The organism is Streptomyces sp. DT190, assembly GCF_049846985.1.
Lineage (GTDB): Bacteria > Actinomycetota > Actinomycetes > Streptomycetales > Streptomycetaceae > Streptomyces.
Genome location: NZ_JBNCNM010000003.1, coordinates 476,370 through 493,548, shown reverse-complemented (window position 1 = coordinate 493,548; position 17,179 = coordinate 476,370). Strand labels below are relative to the sequence as shown.

At 73.8% G+C, this 17,179-nt stretch carries 12 protein-coding genes; 8 read left to right on the top strand and 4 right to left on the bottom strand.

The window, feature by feature from the left end; genetic code table 11:
• Window positions 1–336: 336 nt before the first annotated feature.
• From ACPXCS_RS08990 to ACPXCS_RS08980, 3 genes are all read right to left on the bottom strand, one after another.
• Entirely contained in the window at window positions 337–1,359 is a 1,023-nt protein-coding gene (locus tag ACPXCS_RS08990) for a hemolysin family protein (protein ID WP_425944835.1), read from the bottom strand.
• Entirely contained in the window at window positions 1,356–2,708 is a 1,353-nt protein-coding gene (locus ACPXCS_RS08985; RefSeq protein ID WP_425944834.1) for a hemolysin family protein, read from the bottom strand. Before ACPXCS_RS08985 ends, ACPXCS_RS08990 begins: the two co-directional genes overlap by 4 nt.
• A 206-nt stretch (window positions 2,709–2,914) precedes the next feature.
• Complete coding sequence (locus tag ACPXCS_RS08980; protein ID WP_425944833.1) at window positions 2,915–7,027, bottom strand: molybdopterin-dependent oxidoreductase; 4,113 nt, start codon at window positions 7,025–7,027, stop codon at window positions 2,915–2,917.
• Between the two features lie 194 nt (window positions 7,028–7,221).
• Here ACPXCS_RS08980 and ACPXCS_RS08975 point away from each other — a divergent pair, with 194 nt between their 5' ends.
• From ACPXCS_RS08975 to ACPXCS_RS08960, 4 genes are all read left to right on the top strand, one after another.
• Window positions 7,222–7,617, top strand: coding sequence for a cell division protein SepF (locus ACPXCS_RS08975; protein ID WP_425944832.1), 396 nt, complete (start codon window positions 7,222–7,224; stop codon window positions 7,615–7,617).
• A gap of 108 nt (window positions 7,618–7,725) precedes the next feature.
• Window positions 7,726–8,991, top strand: a complete 1,266-nt coding sequence (locus ACPXCS_RS08970) for an AAA family ATPase (protein ID WP_425944831.1) — start codon at window positions 7,726–7,728, stop codon at window positions 8,989–8,991.
• On the top strand, window positions 8,984–9,310 hold the full coding sequence (locus ACPXCS_RS08965) for a nucleotide pyrophosphohydrolase (protein WP_425944830.1): 327 nt from the start codon (window positions 8,984–8,986) through the stop codon (window positions 9,308–9,310). Before ACPXCS_RS08970 ends, ACPXCS_RS08965 begins: the two co-directional genes overlap by 8 nt.
• A gap of 200 nt (window positions 9,311–9,510) precedes the next feature.
• Window positions 9,511–9,981 (top strand): DUF6099 family protein, encoded by a 471-nt coding sequence (locus tag ACPXCS_RS08960; protein WP_425944829.1) that lies wholly within the window; start codon window positions 9,511–9,513, stop codon window positions 9,979–9,981.
• A gap of 256 nt (window positions 9,982–10,237) precedes the next feature.
• Here ACPXCS_RS08960 and ACPXCS_RS08955 read toward each other — a convergent pair whose 3' ends face one another.
• Window positions 10,238–10,411, bottom strand: coding sequence for a hypothetical protein (locus ACPXCS_RS08955; RefSeq protein WP_425944828.1), 174 nt, complete (start codon window positions 10,409–10,411; stop codon window positions 10,238–10,240).
• A gap of 238 nt (window positions 10,412–10,649) precedes the next feature.
• Here ACPXCS_RS08955 and ACPXCS_RS08950 point away from each other — a divergent pair, with 238 nt between their 5' ends.
• The 4 genes from ACPXCS_RS08950 to ACPXCS_RS08935 all read left to right on the top strand — a co-directional run bounded on the left by ACPXCS_RS08950 (window position 10,650) and on the right by ACPXCS_RS08935 (window position 17,154).
• Window positions 10,650–11,573 carry an LLM class F420-dependent oxidoreductase gene (locus ACPXCS_RS08950; RefSeq protein ID WP_425944827.1) on the top strand — a complete coding sequence of 308 codons (924 nt, stop codon included), beginning with the start codon at window positions 10,650–10,652 and terminating at the stop codon, window positions 11,571–11,573.
• A gap of 157 nt (window positions 11,574–11,730) precedes the next feature.
• On the top strand, window positions 11,731–13,194 hold the full coding sequence (locus tag ACPXCS_RS08945) for a 3' terminal RNA ribose 2'-O-methyltransferase Hen1 (RefSeq protein ID WP_425944826.1): 1,464 nt from the start codon (window positions 11,731–11,733) through the stop codon (window positions 13,192–13,194).
• Window positions 13,191–15,734, top strand: coding sequence for a polynucleotide kinase-phosphatase (locus ACPXCS_RS08940; RefSeq protein ID WP_425944825.1), 2,544 nt, complete (start codon window positions 13,191–13,193; stop codon window positions 15,732–15,734). Before ACPXCS_RS08945 ends, ACPXCS_RS08940 begins: the two co-directional genes overlap by 4 nt.
• 196 nt (window positions 15,735–15,930) lie before the next feature.
• Entirely contained in the window at window positions 15,931–17,154 is a 1,224-nt protein-coding gene (locus tag ACPXCS_RS08935; protein WP_425944824.1) for an arginine deiminase, read from the top strand.
• The last annotated feature ends 25 nt before the right edge of the window (window positions 17,155–17,179 follow it).

The window sequence follows — 17,179 nt, the reverse complement described above, 5'->3', positions numbered from 1 at the left end:
GGCATTCCGGCGGCCGTCTTCACCGCTATGACCGCCGCGTCTCCGGATATGGACATTCCTTCACAGGGCCCGCCGCCCCGCGGCGCGCCGCGGGGGTTGCGCCCGCCGTTGCGAAGCGGGCACTTCGGCACCAAGTCCCCGCGCGGCGGAAGCACAGGGGCGGCGGGCCGCCGCGGCCCGCCGCCCTGCGGCGCGCGGTGTGCAGATGTGCGGGAGGTTCCGGCCCTCGCCGCGTCAGGTCACCGGGTCGCCACCGGGTCAGCCCGCCGCGTCAGGCCACCGGGTCAGCCCGCCGCGTCAGGTCACCGGGTCAGCCCGCCGGGTCAGGTCACCGCGTCAGGCCGCCGCGGCCGGCTGCATCAGGCGGGCCAGCAGGTCGTCCAGCGTGACCAGGCCGGTGAGCCGGCCGGAGCCGTCGCGCACCACGGCCAGGGAGGACCGGCGGCGGCGCAGTAACTCGATGGCGTCGGCGACCGTCGTGGCCTCCGTCAGCTCCGGTACCGGCCGGGCCAGATCCCGCGCGGTCGTCGCCCGCCCCCGGGCCCGGGCGACCAGGGCGTCCCGGGCGTGCACGGACCCCAGGACCACGCCGTCCTCCCGGACGAGCAGCCGGGTCCGGTCGTGCTCGGCGGCCAGCCGCAGCAGCGCCTCCACGTCCCAGCCGCCCTCGACCCAGGTGATGTCGGCCGCGGGGATCCGCAGCGCGGCCACCGGTGTCTCCGGCTCGGTCAGCGAGCGGGTCAGCAGCTCCGAGTCGGTCGCGCTGATCAGGCCCAGCCGCTCGGACTCCTCCACCAGGTGGGTCAGCTGCTCCCGGTTGTGCACCGCGGCCAGCTCGTCGCGCGGGGCCACCCGGCACAGCCGTACCAGGCCGTTGCTGACCCGGTTGAGCAGCCGGATCAGCGGGCGCACGGCCCGCACCACGGCCCGGAAGGGCGGGGAGAGCAGCATCGCCGACCGCTCGGGGTGGGCGATGGCCCAGGACTTGGGGGCCATCTCGCCGACCACCATGTGCAGGAACACCACCACGATCATCGCCACGGCGAAGGCGACGCCGTACGAGACGGCGGCGGGCAGTCCCAGCCGGTGCAGCAGCGGGTCCAGCTCGTGCGAGATGGCCGGCTTGGACACCGAGCCCAGCCCCAGCGTGCAGATGGTGATGCCCAGCTGGGCGCCGGCCAGCATCAGCGACAGCTCGCGCATGCCGGCCAGGGCCGCGCCGGCGCCGCGCCGCCCCTCGGCCGCCGCCTTCTCCATGCGGTGCCGCTTGGCGGCGACCAGCGCGAACTCCGCCGCCACGAAGAAGCCGCTGCCGGTCAGCAGCAGCACGGTCACGAAGACCGCCATCGGGAAACTCACGCCAGCTCCTCGGCTTCCTCGGTGTCCCCGGCGTCCTCGAGCCGGCTCAGGCGGACGCGGTCGGCCACGTGCCGGTCCAGCGTGCGCACGTCGATCACGGCGCGGCCGCCCGCGGGCAGCTCGACCGTGACGCGGTCGCCGACCGTCGGGAAACGGCCGAGCCGGTCCACGACCAGGCCGGCCACGGTGTCGTAGTCGTCGTCCTCCGGCAGCCGGACACCGGTCGCCTCGGCCACCTCGTCCAGGCGGCGGCCGGCGTCGACCAGCCACCCGTCGCCGACCGCGACGGCCAGGAGCGTGACCTTGTCGGACTCGTCGGCGATGTCACCGACCAGCTCCTCGGCGATGTCCTCGTACGTGACGAGCCCCGCCACGCCGCCGTGCTCGTCCAGCACGACCGCGAACTCGTCGTCCTGCTCGCGCATCCGCGCCACCGCGTCGGGCAGCGCCAGGGTGTCCGGCAGCAGCAGCGGCCGCCGGGCCACCTCGCCCGCCCGCGCGCCGGCGAGCCGGGCCGCGGGCAGCGCCATCAGCTCGCGCACGCCCAGCACGCCCGCGATGTCGTCGGGGTGGTCGCCGAGCACCGGGTAGTTGGAGTGGCCGTGCCGGGCGATCAGGCCGACCGCCTCGTCGGCGCCGGCGTCCTTGCGGACGAACACGGCGTCCGCGCGCGGCACCATCACCTCGTCGAGGGTGCGCTCGGAGAACTCCAGCGCGTGGTCGAGCAGCGCGGCGGTGTCCTTGGGCAGCGCGCCCTGCTCGTGGGACTCGCCGATCAGATGGCCCAGCTCCTCCAGCGTGGCGCCGTGGTGCAGTTCCTCGACCGGTTCGATGCCCACCTTGCGCAGCAGCCTGTTCGCCGCTCCGTCGAAGACGCGGACGACGGGTCCGACGACCTTGAGATAGGCCAGCGTGGACGGGGCGAGCGCCTTCGCCAGCCGCTCGGGCACGGCGATGGCGAGGTTCTTCGGGGCGAGCTCGCCCAGCACCATCTGCACGACCGTGGCCAGCACGAAGGCCAGCACCACGGAGACGCCGCTCACCGCCGCGCCGGGCAGGCCGAGCCCGGACAGGGCGGGCCGGAGCAGCGCGGACACCGACGGCTCGGCGATGAAGCCGACGACCAGTCCGGTCACGGTGATGCCGAGCTGCGCGCCCGACAGCATGAACGACAGCCGCTCCAGCACCGTCAGGGCACGGGCGGCCCCGCGGTCCCCGGCCTCGGCCTCCCGCGCGAGGGTGAGCCGGTCAGCGGAGACGTAGGCGAACTCCTGGGCGACGAAGTAGCCGGTGCCGGCGGTCAGCACGAACACGGCGAGCAGGCCCAGCAGGGCCTCGGCGGCACTCATCGAACACCACCCCGCCGTGTGCCGCGATCAGTGATGCCGTGGCGGGATGGTCGGGGACTGTGCCCCGGGGGGTCCGTCGGTCTGGCGGACAAGGACGTGCTCCTCATGTGTGGTCTGTACCCGGCACAACGCTCGTCGTCGCGCTCGTGTTCCCGCCGATTCTACGACGGTGTAGAAAACAGCCGCGGGTGCGTCGGCCCGTCGCCTCAGTACACGTCCCGCACGTACCGCTTGTCCGCCGCCAGCTGCTTCACGTACGCCGCGGCCTCCGTCTCGCTCAGCCCGCCGTGCGCCCTGACGACGTCCCTCAGCGCCCGGTCGACGTCCTTGGCCATCCGGGAGGCGTCCCCGCACACGTAGAGGCGCGCACCGTCGCGCAGCCAGTGCCACAGCTCCGGCCCGTGCTCGCGCATCCGGTCCTGCACGTACACCTTGTTGCGCTGGTCGCGCGAGAAGGCCGTGTCCAGCCGGGTCAGGGTGCCCGCGTCGAGCAGCGCGGTCAGCTCGTCCTCGTGGTAGAAGTCCGTCGCGCGGTGCTGCTCGCCGAAGAACAACCAGTTGGGGCCGTGGTGGCCGAGCGCCCGCCGCTCCTGGAGGAAGCCGACGAAGGGCGCGACGCCGGTGCCGGGACCGACCATGACCATCGGCGCCGAGGCGTCGGACGGGGGCCGGAAGTGCGGTGAGCGCCGTACGAACACCGGCACCTCGGTGCCCGCGCCGGCGTCGGCGAGGAACGGCGAGCAGACCCCGCCCCGGGCCCGGCCGCGCAGGTTCTCGTAGCGCACCACCGACACCGTCAGCGACACCCGGTGCGGGTCGGCCAGCGGGCTGGACGAGATGGAGTACAGCCGCGGCTGGAGTGTCCTGAGCACCCCGGCCCACTCGGCGGCGCTCGCCCGCACCGCGTACTCGGCGACCACGTCCACGGCCTGCCGCCCCCAGCTCCACTGCGCGAGCCCGTCCTTGTTGTCGGGCCGCAGCAGCCGGCGCAGTTCGTGGTCGTCGCGGGTCCGTTCGGCGACGAAGCGGAGCAGATCGGGGGTGATCCGCGTGATGTCCAGGTGCCGGTGCAGCGCCTCGCCGAAGGGGACGTCCCCGACTCCGCCGACCGGCACGGGGGCGGCCGCGTCCAGGCCGGTCACCGCCAGCCACTCCGCCACCAGCGCCGGCGCGTTGACCGGCCGCACCCCGAGCGCGTCCCCGGCCTCGTACGTCAGGCCCGTACCGCTCGTGTCGAAGGTGAACCGCCGGACCTCCTTGCCCGCGCCGGGCCGGCTGAGCAGCTCGTTGCCCACCAGCCGGGCCGTGGTGAGCGCGGGTCCGGACCGGGCCGGGGACGCGGCGGTGGGCGCCGGCGGTTCCGGCCGCCGCGTGACGGTGCCGCCCAGCGCCGAGAGCACCTCGTCGAGCCAGGCCCCGGCCGAGGGCGCGTAGTCCGGCTCGCAGTCGGTGCGCGGGGCCAGCCGCACCCCGCCCAGCTCGCCGAGCCGCGCGTCCAGCCGCCGCCCGTGCCCGCAGAAGTCGTCGTACGCGGAGTCGCCGAAGGCCAGCACGGCGTACCGCACCCCGTCCAGCCGCGGGGCCCGCTCCCCGCTGAGGGCGTCCCAGAGGCCGGAGCCGTTGTCGGGCGCGTCGCCGTCCCCGAAGGTGCTGGTGATGAAGAGCAGGTCGGCCGTGCGGGCGAGGGTCGCGACGTCGGCCTCGTCCATGCCGACCAGGGTCGTACGGTGCCCGGTCGCCATCAGCCGCTCGGCGGTGGCGGCGGCGAACTCCTCGGCGTTGCCCGTCTGCGAGGCCCACAGCACCACGACCTCACGCCCGGCCGGCTCGGCCCCGGGCACCTCCGGCGGCGCCGCGCGCGAGTACATGCCGGCGAGGACGCCGTCGACCCACAGGGCGTGCCCGGGCGAGAAGGGCGCGTCCGGCGGCAGCACCGGGACGCCCGGGGCGCCCGAGCCGAGCCCGGCGAGGAAGCCGGTGAGGTACTGGCGCTCCCGCGCGGACAGCACCGGGGGAGGGGAGGGCTCCAGCCCGAAGGGGCTCGCGGCGCCGGGCGTGACGGCCGTGGGCGTCAGGGCCCCGCCGGGAGCGGCGGGGACGGACGACGCGGGCGGCGGGGCCTCGGCGGCGGGCGCCGCTGCCACGGAGGCCGCTGCTGCGGGGGCCGTCACCTTCGCCAGCGACACCGCGCACACCTTGAACTCCGGCTGGAACGACAGCGGGTCCACCGCGTCGCTCGTCACCGCGTTGACACTGAGGTACTCGCCGAACAGGTCGTTCCAGTGGAACGGCGCGAAGCAGCACCCCGGCCGCACGCGGTCCGTGACCACCGCAGGCAGCACGGCCCGGCCGCGCCGCGAGGCGACCTCGACCAGATCCCCCTCGGCGATCCCGAGCGCCGCGGCGTCCTCGGGGTGCAGCTCCACGAACGGCCCGGGGTTCAGCCGCGTCAGCTTGGCGACCCTGCCGGTCTTGGTCAGGGTGTGCCACTGGTGCTGAACCCGCCCGGTGTTGAGCGTGAACGGATAGTCCTCGTCCGGCAGTTCCGCGGGCGGCAGATGGGGCCGGGCGAAGAACGCGGCGCGGCCGCTCGCCGTCGGGAAGCGCAGCTCACCGTCCGCGACGTACCGGACCGGATTGCGCTCCGGCCCGTCCGGCCGCGCGGCCGGCCACTGCACGGGCGTCCGCCGCAGCCGCTCGTAGGTCACACCGCGCAGGTCCCACCCCGTCACCGGGTTGTGGAAGCGCCGGATCTCCTCGAAGACCTGCTCGGCACTGTCGTACGAAAACCCCTTCTCGTACCCCATCGCGCGGGCGACCTCCGCGATGATCCGCCAGTCGGCCATCGCCTCCCCGGGCGGATCGGCGGCAGGGGAGGTGAGCGTGAGGTTGCGCTCGCTGTTGACGAAGACGCCCTCCGCCTCGGTCCACATCGCGCCGGGCAGGACGACATCGGCGTAGGCGTTCGTCTCCGTGTCCGCGAACACGTCCTGCGTGACGACGAACTCGGCGGCCTCCAGGCCCTCGATGACGGTGCGGCGGTTGGCGACCGAGGCGACCGGGTTGGTGCAGATGATCCAGCAGGCCTTGATCGCGCCGTCGGCCAGCTGCCGGAACATCTCGACGGTGCCCTTGCCGACGCCGTCCGCCCGGAGGGTGCCCGGCGGCAGCTCCCACACCTGCTCGGTGAACGCCCGCTCCTCCGCCACGAGCACCGACCGCTGCCCCGGCAGGCCCGGGCCCATGTAGCCCATCTCCCGGCCGCCCATGGCGTTGGGCTGGCCGGTCAGGGAGAAGGGCCCGGCTCCGGGACGGCAGATCGCGCCCGTCGCCAGATGCAGGTTGACCAGGGCGTTGGTGTTCCAGGTGCCGTGGGTGGACTGGTTCAGACCCATCGTCCAGCAGCTCATCCAGCGGGCGCCCGCCCCGCCGATCAGCCGCGCCGCCGCCCGCAGGTCCTCCTCCGCGAGCCCGGTGATCCCGGCCACCGCCGCCGGGGTGCAGTCGGCGAGGAACGCGGGCAGCGCCTCCCAGCCCTCGGTGTGCGCCGCGACGAACTCCGCGTCGACGTGTCCCTCCTCGTGCAGCAGATGCAGCAGACCGTTGAGCAGCGCCAGGTCGGTGCCCGGCCGGACCTGCAGGAACAGGTCGGCCTTGGCGGCCGTGGCGGTCCGGCGCGGATCGACCACGATCAGCTTGGCGCCCGCCTTGACCCGCTCCATCATCCGCAGGAAGAGGATCGGATGGCAGTCGGCCATGTTCGAGCCGATGACGAGGAAGAGATCGGCATGGTCGAAGTCGTCGTACGAGCCGGGCGGCCCGTCCGCGCCCAGCGACAGTTTGTAGCCCGTGCCGGCGCTCGCCATGCACAGCCGCGAGTTCGACTCGATCCGGTTCGTCCGCACGAACCCCTTGGCCAGTTTGTTCGCCAGGTACTGCGCCTCCAGGCTCAGCTGCCCCGACACGTAGAAGGCCACCGCGTCCGGCCCGTGCTCGTCGACGACGGCCCGCAGCCGGGCCGCGGTCTCGGCGATCGCGTCGGCCACCGGCGTCGGGACCCCCTCCTCGCCCCGGTCGCCCCGCACCAGCGCGGTGGTCAGCCGGCCGGGCGCGGCCAGCATGTCGGCCGTCGTCGCGCCCTTGGTGCACAGCCGGCCGGCGTTCGCCGGGTGGTCCTTGTCGCCGGAGGCCTTCAGGACGGTGCGCCGGCCGTCCGGGCCCATGGCCACATCGAGCACGAGACCGCAGCCGACACCGCAGTAGGAGCAGACGGTGCGCACCTGCCGCGTGTCCGGCCGGCTCTCGGGGGTCGTGGTCATGCCCTCGACGGTACGAATCGCCCGTTACGCCACTGTCACGCGGCTCGATCATCGGGAGTTACGCCCGTCACACAGCCGCCGACCGGCCGTTGTGAGGTGCATTGACGTCGCGGAGCGTGTCGTAGTTGGGCCGAACGGGTGACTCTGCGCAAGAATTGCCCGATGCAGACAGTCAGTGCGAGCCAGGACGGAGCATGCCGGTGAACAGCCACGATGTCACCGACGAACAGTGGGAGGGGCTCGCCCAGGTCGTGCCGCTGCGGGGCCGGGACGCCTGGCCCTCCTCCGTCGGCCACCGCTCCATACCCGAAGCAGAGACCGAGGCGCGGCGCCGTTTCGTGGTGCTGCGCGTAAACGTCTTCGCCGACGCCCGTGACGTCGCGGAGACCCTGATGGCGGGCGTGCCGGTGCTGCTCGACCTGACCGGCGCGGAGACGGAGGTGGCCAAGCGGGTCCTCGACTTCAGCACCGGTGTCGTCTTCGGCCTGGCCAGCGGGATGCACCGGGTCGACCGCAACGTGTTCCTGCTGACGCCGGCCGGGACCGAGGTCACGGGGCTGATGGAAGGGGTCGGGGTCCCCGGGACATGACGATCGGCGGCCTCCGGGACCGCCGCCAGGGCGCGGAGATCGCTCGATCGTAGGAACGCCCCGGAGGCGGAACGGTTCGGCCTGCGCGCGGAGTCCTACGGTCCGGATATGACGCCGCCCGCCGTCCCCGCCACACCCCCCATCCGTCCCGGCACCCCCTCGCCCCGTCCCGGCACCCCCTCGCCCCGTCCCGGCACACCCCCCACCGGTTCCGGCACGTCCCCGACGCGTCCCGGAACGTCCCCGGCTCCCGCGCGGCCCGACCGGCCCCACCTCACCGAGGTGTGCCTGTCCGCCTTCGCCGGGCACCGCCGGGCGGTGCTCCCGCTGGGGCGGCTCACCCTGCTGGCCGGCCCCAGCGGCTCGGGCAAGACCAGCGCGCTGCGGGCGTACGAGGCGCTCGCCCGGCTCGGGGGCGGCGCCGAACTCGGCGAGGCGTTCCCGGACCCCGCCGGCTGCGTCCCGGAGCGGGCCCGCCCCGACGCCCAGGGCCGTCGTGGCTTCCGCATCGGCTGTACGGCCGACGGCCCCGCGGGCCCGGTCCGGCTCGACGTCGCCGTACAGGCCGAGCCCGAACCCCGCATCGTGGGCGAACGGCTGACCTCCGGCGGACTCGTCCTGCTGGAGACCGCCCTGCGCGACCCCGGCACGCGCACCGTCCAGGCCGCCTGGCACACGGCCGGACCGGCCCCCGTGACCCGCGGCCCGCTCCCCGACGACCGGCTCGGCACCGCCCTGCTGCCGTTGCGCGTGGCGGGCCGGACACCGGGGCAGCGCCGGGTGCTGGCCGCCGCCGAGCAGATGGTCGTCGCCCTGCGCTCCGTCTTCTCCTGCGACCCCGAACCCGCCCGGATGCGCGGCCCCGTACCGGCCGGCCCCGGCCGCCTGCTCGGCGACTGCGGCAACCTCGCCGAGGTGCTGTGGCGCACCCGCGCCGAATGCGGGCGGCGGCACACCCGGTTCGTGACGGCGGTGCGGGCGGGGTGCGCCGGGCCCGTGGCGGACGTCCTCGCCCGCACCGACGGCGCGGGCGCCGTGCGCGCGGCGCTCGACCGCGGCGACGGCGTCGTCACGGACCTGGGGCGGCTCGGTGACGGCGAACTCCGCTACCTCGCCCTCGCCCTGGTCCTGCTGACCGGCCCCGGTGTCCTGGAGGTCGACCCCGCCGGCGAGGTGCCCGCCGCGCTCCAGACGCTCACCGTCCTCGCCGACGGACTCGACCGCGCGCTGGACCCGGGGCAGCGGCGGGAACTGCTCGGCCTCGCGGCCCTGATGTGCGAGCGGGGGCACATCCGGCTGGTCGGCGCGGTCGGCGACGCCTCCTGGGCCGCCGGGACCGAAGGCGTCACGGTGGTACACCTGGACCGTGACTGATCCCCTGGACGTGGCGGCCCTGCAACGCCGGCTGGCCGATTTCGCCGCCGCGCGGAACTGGCAGCAGTACCACACCCCCAAGAACCTGGTCGCCGCGCTCAGCGTGGAGGCGTCCGAACTGGTCGAGATCTTCCAGTGGTTGACGCCCGAGGAGTCGGCGGACGTGATGGCCGACCCGGGCACCGCGCACCGCGTCACCGACGAGGTCGCCGACGTGCTCGCGTACCTGCTCCAGCTGTGCGAGGTGCTCGGCATCGACCCGCTGGCGGCGCTGGACGCGAAGATCGACCGGAACGAACGGCGGTTCCCGCGGCCGTAGCGGGCCGGTCGGGCACGGCTGGGAGTCGCGCAGTCCACTTGTACGCTGTGTAACCAAAAGGCGGCTCGAATCCGAATTGTTGTCCGCTAATTTCCGTCTTCCTCTGGCTTTTGGTCTCACGGGCCTTCACTCTGGGTAGTGAACAAGGGAGTTCGGGCAGGCGGACGCGCGGGGCGCGTCGGACAAGACGGGGGCAGCGCATGGACGCGGTGCGGCTCATCGTGACGAGCAGGCGGTCCCTGGCCGCGGGCGGCGAGGCAGGGGAGGTCATGGCCGAGGTGTGGCAGGCGCAGGCCCTCGCACAGGCGATAGGGAGCCGCCTCGCGGTCGCCGGGCCACCCGAACTCCGCGATGAGGCCCTGGGGTTGACGGAGCTGGCGGGCCGCGGCTGCGGCGTCCTGGACGCGCCCGAACTGGCCCCGGGCGAGCTGCGGGCGGGCCAGCTCACGGAGCTGGGCGACGCCCGCCACACCTTGATGTACCTCGGCGGCCTCCTCGGCGAGGTCGGCATCGCCCTGGTCGCCCTGGCCTGCGCCGCGGCCGACGAGGGCACGTACTGGCAGTGCATGGAGGCCATCGACGCGGCGGACGAGTCCCGCGACCGCGTCCTCGAGATGCTCCGCAGACTCGCGGACCGCGAACAGGCGCTGCCGGCGCGGGAGGCGGGCTGAGGCGGAGACGCACCACCGCAGCGGAAGGCAGGCGAGGACGGGTGCCGCCGTCCCGGTGAACGGGCCGGGGCCCGATCCCGCCGCCCCGCCGCACGGGGCCGGAGGGCGTTTCCGCCGCTCCGGTGATTGGGCCGGGGCCTGCCTCCGCTGTCTCGGTGAACGGGCCGGGGCCCCATCCCACCGCCCCGCCGCCCGGGCCGGAGCCCGATCCCACCGCCCCCGCCCCCGCCCCCGCCCCCCGGGGGGACACGGCGTTCTAGCCGGCCTGCCCCTCCCCGACGGTCTCCCGCCCCGCGTCCCCCGACGCCTGAAGGTCCGCGTCCAACGCCGACAGGTCCGCGTTCAACGCCGCCATCAGCTCCTCCATCTGCTGCAACAGCCCTTTCGGCTGTCCGGTCCCGCCCTGCTGCGGCACGGTCTCTTCGGACATGACGGCCTCCTCGGCCCCCGGCCCCCGGGGAGGCCGACGCGGGTGACGCCCCGGCGGTGACGGGCCGGCGCGGAAGCCGGGGGCTCCGGCTCCGCCCGAGCAAACGATCACCGCCGGGGGCGGTCACTGGCCCGGTCCGGCCGGTCCTGCGGTATTGACGTAATTTCACCCGACCGGGGTCCGGGTGGGACGGGGGACCGATCGCGTGATCCGGCGCCCCGGCGTGCAGGATGGAAGCATGGATCTTCGCATCTTCACCGAGCCCCAGCAGGGGGCCACCTACGACACTCTGCTCGCCGTCGCCAAGGCCACCGAGGACCTCGGCTTCGACGCCTTCTTCCGCTCCGACCATTACCTCCGCATGGGCAACGTGGACGGCCTGCCCGGCCCCACCGACGCCTGGATCACCCTGGCCGGACTCGCCCGCGAGACCAAGCGCATCCGCCTCGGCACGCTGATGACCGCCGGCACGTTCCGGCTGCCCGGCGTGCTCGCCATCCAGGTCGCCCAGGTGGACCAGATGTCCGGCGGCCGCGTCGAACTCGGCCTGGGCGCGGGCTGGTTCGAGGAGGAGCACAAGGCCTACGGCATCCCCTTCCCCAAGGAGAAGTTCGCCCGGCTCGAGGAGCAGCTGGAGATCGTCACCGGCCTGTGGGCGACGCCCGCCGGCAAGACCTACGACTTCCACGGCACCTACTACGACCTCACGGACTCGCCCGCCCTGCCCAAGCCGGCGCAGGCGAGGATCCCCGTGCTCGTCGGCGGCCACGGCCCGACCCGCACCCCGCGGCTGGCCGCCCGGTACGCCGACGAGTTCAACATGCCGTTCGCCTCCGTCGAGGACAGTGAGCGGCAGTTCGGCCGGGTGCGCGCCGCCGCCGAGGAGGCCGGCCGCAAGGGCGACGACCTGACGTACTCCAACGCCCTGGTCGTCTGCGTCGGCCGGGACGACCAGGAGGTCGCCCGCCGGGCCGCCGCGATCGGCCGCGAGGTCGAGGAGCTCAAGCTCAACGGCCTGGCCGGTTCCCCGGCCGAGGTCGTCGACAAGATCGGCCGCTACGCCGAGGCCGGCTCCAGCCGCATCTACCTCCAGGTCCTCGACCTGGACGACCTGGACCACCTGGAGCTGATCTCCTCGCAGGTGCAGTCGCAGCTGCCGTAGCGGGCCGGGTCCAGCCGCCTCGATAAACGAAGGCGCAGGTGGGCACAGCTGTGCGAAGCTGTGGGCGTCGTCCTGCCGAGCCCCCAGGATCACCACTCCTGGGGGCTTTCGCGCGCACGGCACCGCAGTCATCCGACCCGCCGGAGAGGCCCTCCGCATGTTCCTCACGATCAGTACCACCGGTACCCCTGAGCGTCCCGCGACCGACCTCGGCTACCTGCTGCACAAGCATCCCGACAAGGCGCAGACGTTCTCCACCTCCTCCGGCACGGCGCACGTCCTCTACCCCGAGGCCGACGCCCAGCGCTGCACGGCGGCCCTGCTGCTGGAAGTGGACACGGTGGCCCTGGTCAGGAAGGGCAAGGGCAAGGGCCGCGGCGGCGCCCCGGACGCGGCACTCGCCCAGTACGTCAACGACCGCCCCTACGCGGCCTCCTCGCTGCTCGCCGTGGCGCTGGCCAACGTCTTCTCCAGCGCGATGAAGGGCGTCTGCAACGCCCGCCCGGAGCTGCCCGGCCAGGCCAGGCCGCTGCGCGTGGAGGTGCCCGCGCTGCCCGCCCGCGGCGGCCCCGGCCTCGTCGCGAAGCTCTTCGAGCCGCTCGGCTGGACGGTCACCGCCGAACCCGTCCCGCTGGACACCGAGTTCCCCGCCTGGGGCGACTCGCGCTACGTCGGCCTCGTCCTGGAATCCGGCACGCTCACCGTCGCCGAGGCCCTGCGCCACCTCTACGTCCTGCTCCCCGTCCTCGACGACGCCAAGCACTACTGGGTCGCCCCCGACGAGGTCGACAAACTGCTGCGCGTCGGCGAAGGCTGGCTGCCCGGCCACCCGGAGCAGCGGCTGATCACCAGCCGCTACCTCTCGCGCCGCTGGTCGCTGACCCGCCGGGCGACCGAGCGGCTGGAGCTCGTGCGGCTCGCCGAGGCCGACGACAGCGAGGTCGAGGCGATCGACAACGCCGTCGAGGCGGAGACCGAGACCGAGGAGAAGCCCACCCCACTGGCCGTGCAGCGCCGCGAGGCGATCGTCACCGCCCTGCGCGACTTTGGGGCCGCCCGGGTGCTCGACCTCGGCTGCGGCCAGGGCCAGTTGGTGCAGACGCTCCTCAAGGACCCGGCGTTCACCGAGATCGTCGGCGTCGACGTGTCGATGCGCGCGCTGACCATCGCCTCCCGGCGGCTGAAGCTGGACCGCATGGGCGAGCGGCAGGCCTCCCGCGTCACGCTTCTCCAGGGCTCGCTCGCCTACACCGACAAGCGGCTCAAGGGCTACGACGCCGCCGTGCTCAGCGAGGTGATCGAGCACCTCGACCTGCCCCGGCTGCCCGCCCTGGAGTACGCCGTGTTCGGCTCGGCCCGCCCGCGCACGGTCCTCGTGACCACCCCGAACGTCGAGTACAACGTGCGCTGGGAGACCCTCCCGGCCGGCCACGTCCGGCACGGCGACCACCGCTTCGAGTGGACCCGTGCCGAGTTCCGGACCTGGGCCGAGGCGGTGGCCGAACGCCACGGCTACGGCGTCGCGTTCGCACCCGTGGGCCCCGACGACCCCGAGGTGGGACCGCCCACCCAGATGGCCCTGTTCACCCTGGCCGGCCCGAAGGAGGCGAAGGCGGCATGACCGACACACACGAGGGGCGCGTGCTGCCCGTCACCGACCTGTCCCTGGTGGTGCTGATCGGCGCCTCCGGCTCCGGCAAGTCCACCTTCGCCCGCAGGCACTTCAAGCCCACCGAGGTCATCTCCTCCGACTTCTGCCGCGGCCTCGTCTCGGACGACGAGAACGACCAGAGCGCCACCAGGGACGCCTTCGACGTCCTGCACTACATCGCGGGCAAGCGCCTGGCCGCCGGCCGCCGCACCGTCGTGGACGCCACCAGCGTGCAGTCCGAGGCCCGCCGTCAGCTGATCGACCTGGCCCGGCAGTACGACGTGCTCCCCATCGCCATCGTGCTCGACGTGCCCGAGGAGGTGTGCGCCGAGCGCAACGCGGCCCGCACCGACCGCGCCGACATGCCCCGCCGCGTCATCCAGCGCCACACCCGCGAACTCCGCCGCTCCCTCAGGCACCTGGAGCGCGAGGGCTTCCGCAAGGTGCACGTGCTGCGCGGGGTGGAGGAGGTCGAGCACGCCACGGTCGTCACCGAGAAGCGCTTCAACGACCTGACCCACCTCACCGGCCCGTTCGACATCATCGGCGACATCCACGGCTGCGCGGCCGAACTGGAGGCCCTGCTCGACAAGTTGGGCTACACCGACGGCGTCCACCCGGAGGGCCGCACGGCCGTCTTCGTCGGCGACCTCGTCGACCGCGGCCCCGACAGCCCCGGCGTGCTGCGCCGCGTGATGTCCATGGTGAAGTCCGGCAACGCCCTGTGCGTCCCCGGCAACCACGAGAACAAGTACGGCCGCTACCTGCGCGGCCGCAACGTCCAGCACACCCACGGCCTCGCCGAGACCATCGAGCAGATGGCGGGCCGGAGCGAGGAGTTCGTCGCCGAGGTACGGCGGTTCCTCGACGGGCTCGTCAGCCACTACGTCCTCGACGGCGGCCGGCTCGTCGTCTGCCACGCCGGCCTGCCCGAGAAGTACCACGGCCGCACCTCCGGCCGGGTCCGCAGCCACGCCCTGTACGGCGACACGACCGGGGAGACCGACGAGTTCGGCCTGCCGGTGCGCTACCCGTGGGCGGAGGAGTACCGGGGCCGGGCCGCGGTCGTCTACGGCCACACCCCGGTCCCGGAGGCGACCTGGCTCAACAACACCATCTGCCTGGACACCGGCGCCGTCTTCGGTGGCAAGCTCACCGCGCTGCGCTGGCCGGAGCGCGAGCTGGTCGACGTACCCGCCGAGCGGGTCTGGTACGAGCCGCTGAAGCCGCTGCGCAGCGAGGCACCCGGCGGGCACGACGGCCGCCCGCTCGACCTCGCCGACGTGCACGGCCGGCGGGTCGTGGAGACCCGGTACCAGGGGCGGATCTCGGTCCGTGAGGAGAACGCGGCGGCGGCCCTGGAGGTCATGAGCCGCTTCGCGGTGGACCCGCGGCTGCTGCCGTACCTCCCGCCGACCATGGCGCCGACCGCCACGAGCCACGTCGACGGGTACCTGGAGCACCCGGCCGAGGCGTTCGCCCAGTACGAGCGGGACGGCGTCGCGCGGGTCGTGTGCGAGGAGAAGCACATGGGCTCGCGGGCGGTGGCTCTGGTGTGCCGCGACGCGGAGGCGGCCCGCAGGCGCTTCGGCGTCGGGGACGGGATCACCGGATCCCTCTACACGCGCACCGGCCGCCCGTTCCTGGACGACGACGCCCTCACCGAGGGCATCCTCGGCCGGCTGCGCACGGCCATCGGCGCGGCGGGCCTCTGGGACGACCTGGAGACCGACTGGCTGCTGCTCGACGCCGAGCTGATGCCCTGGTCCCTGAAGGCGTCCGGGCTGCTGCGCTCGCAGTACGCCGCCGTGGGTGCCGCGTCCGGCGCGGTGTTCCCCGGGGCGCTGGACGCCCTGCGGGGCGCCGCGCAGCGGGGGGTCGACGTGTCCGGGCTGCTGGCCCGCACCGGTGAACGCGCCGCCGAGGCAGCCGCGTTCACCGCGGCCTACCGCCGCTACTGCTGGACCACCGACGGCCTGGACGGCGTCCGCCTGGCACCGTTCCAGCTCCTCGCCGTCCAGGGCCGCAGCCTGGCCGCCCTGCCGCACGACGAGCAGCTCGCCCTGCTCGACCGGCTCGTCGAGCACGACGGCAGCGGCCTGCTGCAGACCACCCGCCGGCTCTACGTCGACACCGCCGACCCCGAGTCGGTGCGGGCCGGCGTCGACTGGTGGCTGGAGATGACCGGCCGCGGCGGCGAGGGCATGGTCGTCAAGCCGCTCGGCGCGGTCGTCCGCGACGGCCAGGGCCGCCTGGTCCAGCCCGGCATCAAGTGCCGCGGCCGGGAGTACCTGCGGATCATCTACGGCCCCGAGTACACCCGCCCGGAGAACCTGTCCCGCTTGCGCTCCCGCTTCCTCAACCACAAGCGCTCCCTGGCGATCCGCGAGTACGCGCTCGGCCTGGAGGCCCTGGACCGCCTGGCCGAGGGCGAGCCGCTGTGGCGGGTGCACGAAGCGGTGTTCGGGGTCCTGGCCCTGGAGTCGGAGCCGGTGGACCCGCGGTTGTGACCCCGCACGACGGCCCCCGGCCGGCTCGCGCCACCCCGGCGCGAGCCGGCCGGCGGCTTGTGCGGCCCCTGCCCGGCGCCTGACACCCGAGCTCCCCGCCACCGCCCCCTCCTTGTCGTCAGCCCGACGCGAACAGAACCGCGTCGAAACGTGCGAGGAGCGCGTCAAGGTGCGTCTTCGCGGTCAGGATGAAGGCATGGCATACCACGTCCACTCCGAGGCCGGGCGGCTGCGCCGCGTCATCCTGCACCGGCCCGACCTGGAGCTCAAAAGGCTCACCCCGAGCAACAAGACCTCGCTGCTCTTCGACGACGTGCTGTGGGTGCGCAGGGCACGGGCCGAGCACGACGGCTTCGCCGACGTGCTGCGCGACCGGGGCGTCGCCGTCCACCTCTTCGGCGACCTGCTGGCCGAGACGCTGGAGGTCCCCGAGGCCAGATCCCTCGTCCTGGACCGGGTCTTCGACGAGAAGGAGTACGGCCCGCTGGCCACCGACCACCTCAGAGCCGCCTTCGAGAACCTGCCCGGCCGGCAGCTCGCCGAGGTGCTGGTCGGCGGGATGACCAAGCGGGAGTTCCTCGACGAGCACCCCGAGCCGACCTCCGTGCGCTTCCACGCCATGGAGCTCGACGACTTCCTGCTGGGCCCCCTGCCCAACCACCTGTTCACCCGGGACACCTCCGCCTGGATCTACGACGGCGTCTCCATCAACGCCATGCGCTGGCCCGCCCGGCAGCGCGAGACCGTGCACTTCGAGGCGATCTACCGGCACCACCCGCTGTTCCGCGACGAGAGCTTCCGCGTCTGGTCGCAGGGGCAGGCCGACTACCCGTCCACGATCGAGGGCGGTGACGTGCTGGTCATCGGCAACGGGGCCGTGCTCATCGGCATGAGCGAGCGGACCACCCCGCAGGCCGTGGAGATGCTCGCGCACAAGCTGTTCGCGGCCGGTTCGGCCGAGACGATCGTCGCCCTCGACATGCCGAAGCGCCGTGCGTTCATGCACCTCGACACCGTGATGACCATGGTCGACGGCGACACCTTCACCCAGTACGCGGGCCTGGGCATGCTCCGCTCGTACACCATCGAGCCGGGCGTGGGGGAGAAGGAGCTGAAGGTCACCGACCATCCGCCGGAGCACATGCACCGCGCGATCGCGGCGGCCCTCGGCCTGAACCAGATCCGCGTGCTGACCGCGACGCAGGACGTGCACGCGGCCGAGCGCGAGCAGTGGGACGACGGCTGCAACGTGCTGGCCGTCGAGCCCGGCGTCGTGGTCGCCTACGAGCGCAACGCGACCACCAACACGCACCTGCGCAAACAGGGCATCGAGGTGATAGAGATCCCGGGCAGCGAGCTGGGCCGGGGCAGGGGCGGACCGCGGTGCATGAGCTGCCCGGTCGAGCGCGACCCCGTGTGAGCGCATTCGGCCCCGTATAGGCATG